This window comes from Symbiopectobacterium sp., from assembly GCF_051710365.1.
Classification (GTDB): domain Bacteria; phylum Pseudomonadota; class Gammaproteobacteria; order Enterobacterales; family Enterobacteriaceae; genus Symbiopectobacterium.
Window position 1 is genome coordinate 1 of record NZ_JBPETA010000194.1, and the last position, 5581, is coordinate 5581.

The following is a 5581-nucleotide window of genomic DNA, read 5'->3' on the forward strand; positions in this document are numbered from 1 at the left end:
ATGGCGATGGTCAAAGCGCTTAACCGGATCACGCTATTAGGAATGCCGAACAGTATTCGCATCACGTAACAATCGACCCGATGGGGCACAGTCGTTACAAGTTCTGATTTATTCAACAAAGCCTAATGACGTGCGATTTCTATAATAAAATCAGTCAAAAAGACATACACCTGCATAGTGCATGGGCAATTTCTATAATAGGTATTACCTTGTTATTGCCTGCTTCGAATTCTGCTATAGTTATTTCCATTGAGCAGTCAGATTATTATTTCATTTGTCAGGAGGAGATACCTTATGGCTACGGCTAAATTGGTAAAAGCAGCAGCATCCGACCTCATCTATACTCGCAATAATCTGGATGAGCACGTTAAAACGTCCACCATCAAACTGTTGGACAAGTTAGTTGTCGACTTAATCGATTTGTCATTGATCACCAAGCAAGCCCACTGGAACATGCGCGGTGCCAATTTCATCGCCGTTCACGAAATGCTGGACGGCTTTCGTACCGCACTGACCGACCATCTGGATACGTTGGCAGAGCGCGTAGTACAACTGGGTGGCGTCGCACTGGGTACGGTGCAGGTCATTAATAAAGAAACCTCGCTGAAAAGCTACCCGACCAATATTCACAGTGTACAGGATCATCTGAAAGCGCTGGCGGAGCGTTACAGCGTTGTCGCAAACGAAGTGCGCAGTGCCATTGCGAAAACAGAAGATGAAGACAGTGCGGATATGTTAACGGCAGCCTCTCGCGATCTGGATAAATTCCTGTGGTTTATCGAAGCCAACATCGCAGAATAACCGTGGCATTCTATAAATAAATAGCACCAGGCCATCGTCGACATCGCGTTGCGATGGCCTATCTATTCCGTTAGGGTTTATCTATCCTGCCATTCATACATTTTCCTCTTAAAATTCGTACAAAAAGTTAGCTTTTATCCCTTCAAACACAATCAACGGTTGTGTCTCGCAGCATAATCAGTTATTCATAGCGGCGTCCCGTGCCGGAGGCAACGTTTGCGTGCATTGGCGACACTGAATAAAAACAAGGAGTTATAAAATATAACCCCCTGTTTCTACAGCTTTTTCCTTAAATACTATTATTAGTAGTGCCTGCTTGAAACAGGCTTCCCACAAACGGCTAATTAGGAAGGATCGGATGAAATCACTACTTAAGGCCTCATTGGCAGCGCTGGCGCTGACCATGAGCGTTTCCAGCTACGCGGCGGACAAGCCTCTCATCGTTGCCACAGACACAGCGTTTGTTCCCTTCGAGTTCAAGCAAGGCGATAAATACGTCGGCTTTGACATCGATCTCTGGGACGCTATCGCGAAAGAGTTGAAACTGGAATACACCCTGAAACCGATGGATTTCGCAGGTATCATTCCTGCCCTGCAAACCCGCAACGTTGACTTGGCGCTGGCCGGGATCACCATTACGGAAGAACGTAAACGTGCCGTCGATTTTTCTGAGGGTTATTACAACAGCGGCTTGCTAGTCATGGTAAAATCAGATAACACCAGCATTCAGGGTGAACAGGATCTGGCGGGCAAAGTAGTGGCAGTGAAAAGTGGTACCGGTTCGGTTGACTACGCCAAGGCCAATATCAAGACCAAAGAACTGCGCCATTTCCCAAATATTGACAATGCCTACATGGAGTTAGGTGTCGGTCGTGCCGATGCGGTACTGCATGATACACCGAATATCCTGTACTTCATCAAAACAGCAGGCAACGGTCAGTTTAAAGCGGTGGGTGACTCCATCAAGGCACAGCAATACGGTGTCGCCTTCCCGAAAGGCAGCGAACTGCGTGAAAAAGTGAATGCGGCATTGCAAACGCTGCGTGACAACGGCACCTATGCTGAAATTTATAAAAAATGGTTCGGCACTGAACCGAAATAATTGCCGTATCAGTCTGGAGAACGTTCATGCAGTTTGATTGGAGTGCCATCTGGCCTTCTCTGCCCCTTCTGTTAGAAGGGGCAAAAATGACCTTGCTGATTTCCGTGCTGGGTCTGCTGGGTGGCTTGGTTATCGGTGTCGTCGCGGGCTTTGCCCGCGTCTACGGGAGTTGGATTTCCAACAAGATCGCGTTGGTGTTTATTGAAGTCATCCGCGGTACACCGATTGTTGTACAAGTCATGTTTATTTACTTCGCCTTGCCGATGATCCTGACGTCGGTGCGTATCGATCCCTTCGCTGCTGCGGTAGTCACCATCATGATCAACTCAGGTGCCTATATCGCTGAAATTACGCGCGGATCGGTATTGTCGATTCACAAAGGGTTTCGTGAGGCGGGTTTGGCACTGGGGTTATCAAAACGCGATACGCTACGCCATGTGATTGCACCGTTGGCGTTGCGCCGGATGTTACCGCCATTAGGCAACCAATGGATCATCAGTATCAAAGATACCTCGCTGTTCATCGTTATCGGCGTGGCGGAACTGACGCGTTCCGGGCAAGAAATCATTGCGGGTAATTTTCGCGCACTGGAAATCTGGAGTGCGGTTGCGGTTATTTACCTTGTCATTACCTTGGTACTGAGTTTCATTTTGCGTCAGCTGGAAAGAAAACTTAAGATTATATGATTGAATTCAAGAACGTTTCTAAACACTTTGGTCAGACAAAGGTGTTGCATGACATCAATCTGAATATCAACCAGGGTGAAGTGGTGGTGATTATCGGCCCCTCAGGCTCCGGTAAATCCACGCTGCTGCGCTGCATCAATAAGCTGGAAGAAATTACCAGCGGTGAACTGATTGTCGACGGCCTGAAAGTGAACGATCCTAAAGTTGATGAGCGCCTTATCCGCCAGGAAGCGGGTATGGTGTTTCAACAATTTTATCTTTTCCCGCATCTGACCGCGCTGGAAAACGTGGCATTTGGCCCGATTCGCGTGCGCGGTGCCAGCAAAGCGGAAGCCGAAAAGTTGGCACTGGAGCTGTTGGCGAAAGTGGGTCTGTCTGAACGTGCTAACCACTTTCCGTCCGAGCTTTCTGGCGGTCAGCAGCAGCGCGTAGCAATTGCACGTGCACTCGCCGTCAAACCCAAACTGATGCTGTTTGATGAGCCAACCTCGGCACTCGATCCAGAATTACGTCACGAAGTACTGAATGTAATGAAAGATCTTGCGGACGAAGGCATGACCATGGTCATCGTTACGCACGAAGTGGGATTTGCTCATAAAGTCGCTTCACGGTTGATTTTTATTGATAAAGGCCGTATCGCTCAAGATGGCGATCCTGAAGAGCTGATAACCAATCCTCCCAGTGAGCGGTTGCGTGAGTTCTTGCAGCATGTCTCCTGATACTGTCGCAAGAGTGCATTAAAAAAGGGGAGCACCTTACCGGGCTCCCCTTCTCTTTGTCACTGCCCCTTGCGTTGCTCGCCGAAATCACCACGCTCCGGCCAGACACGCACCCGGTTTAGAAACTCACGCTGTATACGGGTATTCGCGTTCAATAAACGCCGCAAACGCCTCACACATCGCACTATCGCCATCCCGATTGTCTGCCAATATACGAGTACCATCGACAATACGAATGTAGGCATTCAAATCGGCATCAACCTCAGGTTGCGGATGCTGGGCGGCATGCTGGATAGCCGCTTGTGCCTGCTGCCACGCCTGCTCAACCGTCAAATTACAGGCCTCCGCCAGATACGCCGGATTGAACCCTTCGCCTGTCAAACTGCGCAGCGTGTCATCATGGCTGACGCTGTTGCCAGGACGCCAGTAATGCAGAGCCAGATCCGGGCCAATGGCTGGGTTATCCGTAAGATAGCCATCGCGCTTAAGAAAGAAATGCCGCGTCTGCTCCACCGCCATCAGCGCCAGCAGATAGCCTTGGTAGGAACAGGCTGATTCCATGGATAAAAGATGCGGGATGTCAATGGTAGGACGTGGGCTGCCGCCAATGCCTAAAATACGCTGCTCAATGTCACGCGCCAGTTGTGTAATAGCTGCTGGCGTGCGTGCTTCATCATCCATGCTGTAAAGCTGCCATTCAAAGTAAGGCACCAGCAAGATATGGCGCTCGTTAAAGGCGCGCATCGGTTGGCGCACAGCGATATCGGCTTTGATCAACGCATCAGAGAGGGCTTCGCCCTGGCGGTTCTTAGCATAACGTTTGAGCCAGTCAGCGTCGTGCAGCAGGCTGTCGCAAAACATGGATTGCGTTTCCGCATATGCCATCGATGTAGGCGGGAATTCCTGCGAGAAGCAAGGGGCATTCTGACGAATATTGGCAAAATGCGCCGCATGCCCCCCCTCATGAAACAGGGTATTGATGCCCGTTGCACCGCTGCCCACTTGATCAGGTTTAGCCAGACTGGTGAAATTAATTTTTGCTGGCAGCCACTGCCCTTCCTGCACAAAGGGCGGAACCGGACCGTGCATAAAGCCATTTTCATACTTGCCTTTGCGCACCAACAGATCCAGTTGCATCTCTGCACCGTTGAACCCGATGTGCAGTCGCTTAAAGCTGTTAATCCAGCGTTCTAACGAGGCCGAAAAAGGAAAGTAGGGGTCCAGTTGACGGGTGACGTCTCCTGCACTGGCATAACGAATATTCCACGGTTGCAGCGCATTATCGCCCTTCTCACTCGCCAATGCGGCCAGACTGCGTGCATTCGCATCGCGCGTTTGCTCTTCAAAGCGGTCGAGGATGGCAAACAACTGCTCAGGGGTCATCCGCTCCGTTTTATTCACTTTATAGTCAAAATAATTGCGATACCCCATCTGCCGGGCAAAACGGTTACGCAGGGTAATCAGCTCAGGGAAACCATGGTGTAATAACCACTGTTCCACATCGCGCAGGGCTTGTTGCGAACTTTGGCGATAAGATTCATTGTCGTTGGTCGCCTGGTTGGTGAGCAGTTCACCCAAGGATGCAGCGACTTTGACGCCATCGGCATTCAGGTGAGTCACCTCATAGCTTTTTCGCTGCGTATAGAGCGCACTTTCCGCAGCGATAATCTCATCCATCAGCGCTTGTGCCCGGGGTTCTTCAATCACATTACAATCAAAAAAACGAAACCACCCCAGCAATCCATGAAGTAACGCGGCTGCCTGTGAGTCCTGCTCCAAGTTCGGCAAAGACTCAAGGGCAGCGATATAAGTGCGCAATTCTTTCAAACGTTCAGGCGCAGCGATAAAGCGTTTATAGGCGCTTTCAGCAGCGGAGAATTTTTCCGCTGCATTGTCATCGCCAATGCCCATGTAGTGTTGCCAAAACAACGCTTCTTTCTCTTGATGCACAGCGAGATAATCACGATTCAGGGTATTAAAATACTCTATGACGTTTTGCATGTGTTTACCTTTATCAACTAATTCACTTGCTATTGAGATACGTATCAGGAAATATCACAAGTATCATCTTGCTCCAGATTGAGTAGCAACCAGGCCAATCAAGGTTTTTAGCGTCAGGTTATCAAAAGAATGGGATTGAGAGGGGAGTGAGGCTTTGTTGAATAAATAGAAAGTTTGGGTAATCATCGGAACAGATCACCATAGTTGTTTCAAAATCAGGTCTCCATGGCAAAACAAAATTTTAAAATCACTAACTGGCCCTCCTATAACAA

At 49.2% G+C, this 5581-nt stretch carries 5 protein-coding genes and 1 pseudogene; 5 read left to right on the forward strand and 1 reads right to left on the reverse strand.

What is annotated here, in order from left to right; all coding sequences use genetic code 11:
• The 5 genes and pseudogenes from ACTBDZ_RS14545 to glnQ all read left to right on the forward strand — a co-directional run.
• A pseudogene (locus tag ACTBDZ_RS14545) lies at positions 1-69 on the forward strand (surface-adhesin E family protein); the annotation flags it as partial.
• A gap of 225 nt (positions 70-294) precedes the next feature.
• Complete coding sequence (gene dps, locus ACTBDZ_RS14550) at positions 295-801, forward strand: DNA starvation/stationary phase protection protein Dps (RefSeq protein ID WP_222160304.1); 507 nt, start codon at positions 295-297, stop codon at positions 799-801.
• 358 nt (positions 802-1159) lie between these two features.
• On the forward strand, positions 1160-1903 hold the full coding sequence (gene glnH, locus ACTBDZ_RS14555) for a glutamine ABC transporter substrate-binding protein GlnH (RefSeq protein ID WP_438815850.1): 744 nt from the start codon (positions 1160-1162) through the stop codon (positions 1901-1903).
• 26 nt (positions 1904-1929) lie between these two features.
• A complete protein-coding gene (gene glnP, locus ACTBDZ_RS14560) occupies positions 1930-2589 on the forward strand; it encodes a glutamine ABC transporter permease GlnP (protein ID WP_438815851.1) in 660 nt (219 codons plus the stop codon).
• Complete coding sequence (gene glnQ / locus ACTBDZ_RS14565; RefSeq protein ID WP_438815852.1) at positions 2586-3308, forward strand: glutamine ABC transporter ATP-binding protein GlnQ; 723 nt, start codon at positions 2586-2588, stop codon at positions 3306-3308. Before glnP ends, glnQ begins: the two co-directional genes overlap by 4 nt.
• Positions 3309-3434: 126 nt before the next feature.
• On the opposite strand, the gene ACTBDZ_RS14570 is transcribed toward glnQ, so the two are convergent.
• Entirely contained in the window at positions 3435-5309 is a 1875-nt protein-coding gene (locus ACTBDZ_RS14570) for a M3 family metallopeptidase (RefSeq protein ID WP_438815853.1), read from the reverse strand.
• Positions 5310-5581: the final 272 nt, after the last annotated feature.

Coding starts and splice junctions, on each gene's coding strand:
- glnQ (WP_438815852.1), top strand. CDS start 2,586: ATGATTGAATTCAAGAACGTTTCTAAACACTTTGGTCAGACAAAGGTG.
- glnP (WP_438815851.1), top strand. CDS start 1,930: ATGCAGTTTGATTGGAGTGCCATCTGGCCTTCTCTGCCCCTTCTGTTA.
- glnH (WP_438815850.1), top strand. CDS start 1,160: ATGAAATCACTACTTAAGGCCTCATTGGCAGCGCTGGCGCTGACCATG.
- dps (WP_222160304.1), top strand. CDS start 295: ATGGCTACGGCTAAATTGGTAAAAGCAGCAGCATCCGACCTCATCTAT.
- ACTBDZ_RS14570 (WP_438815853.1), bottom strand. CDS start 5,309: ATGCAAAACGTCATAGAGTATTTTAATACCCTGAATCGTGATTATCTC.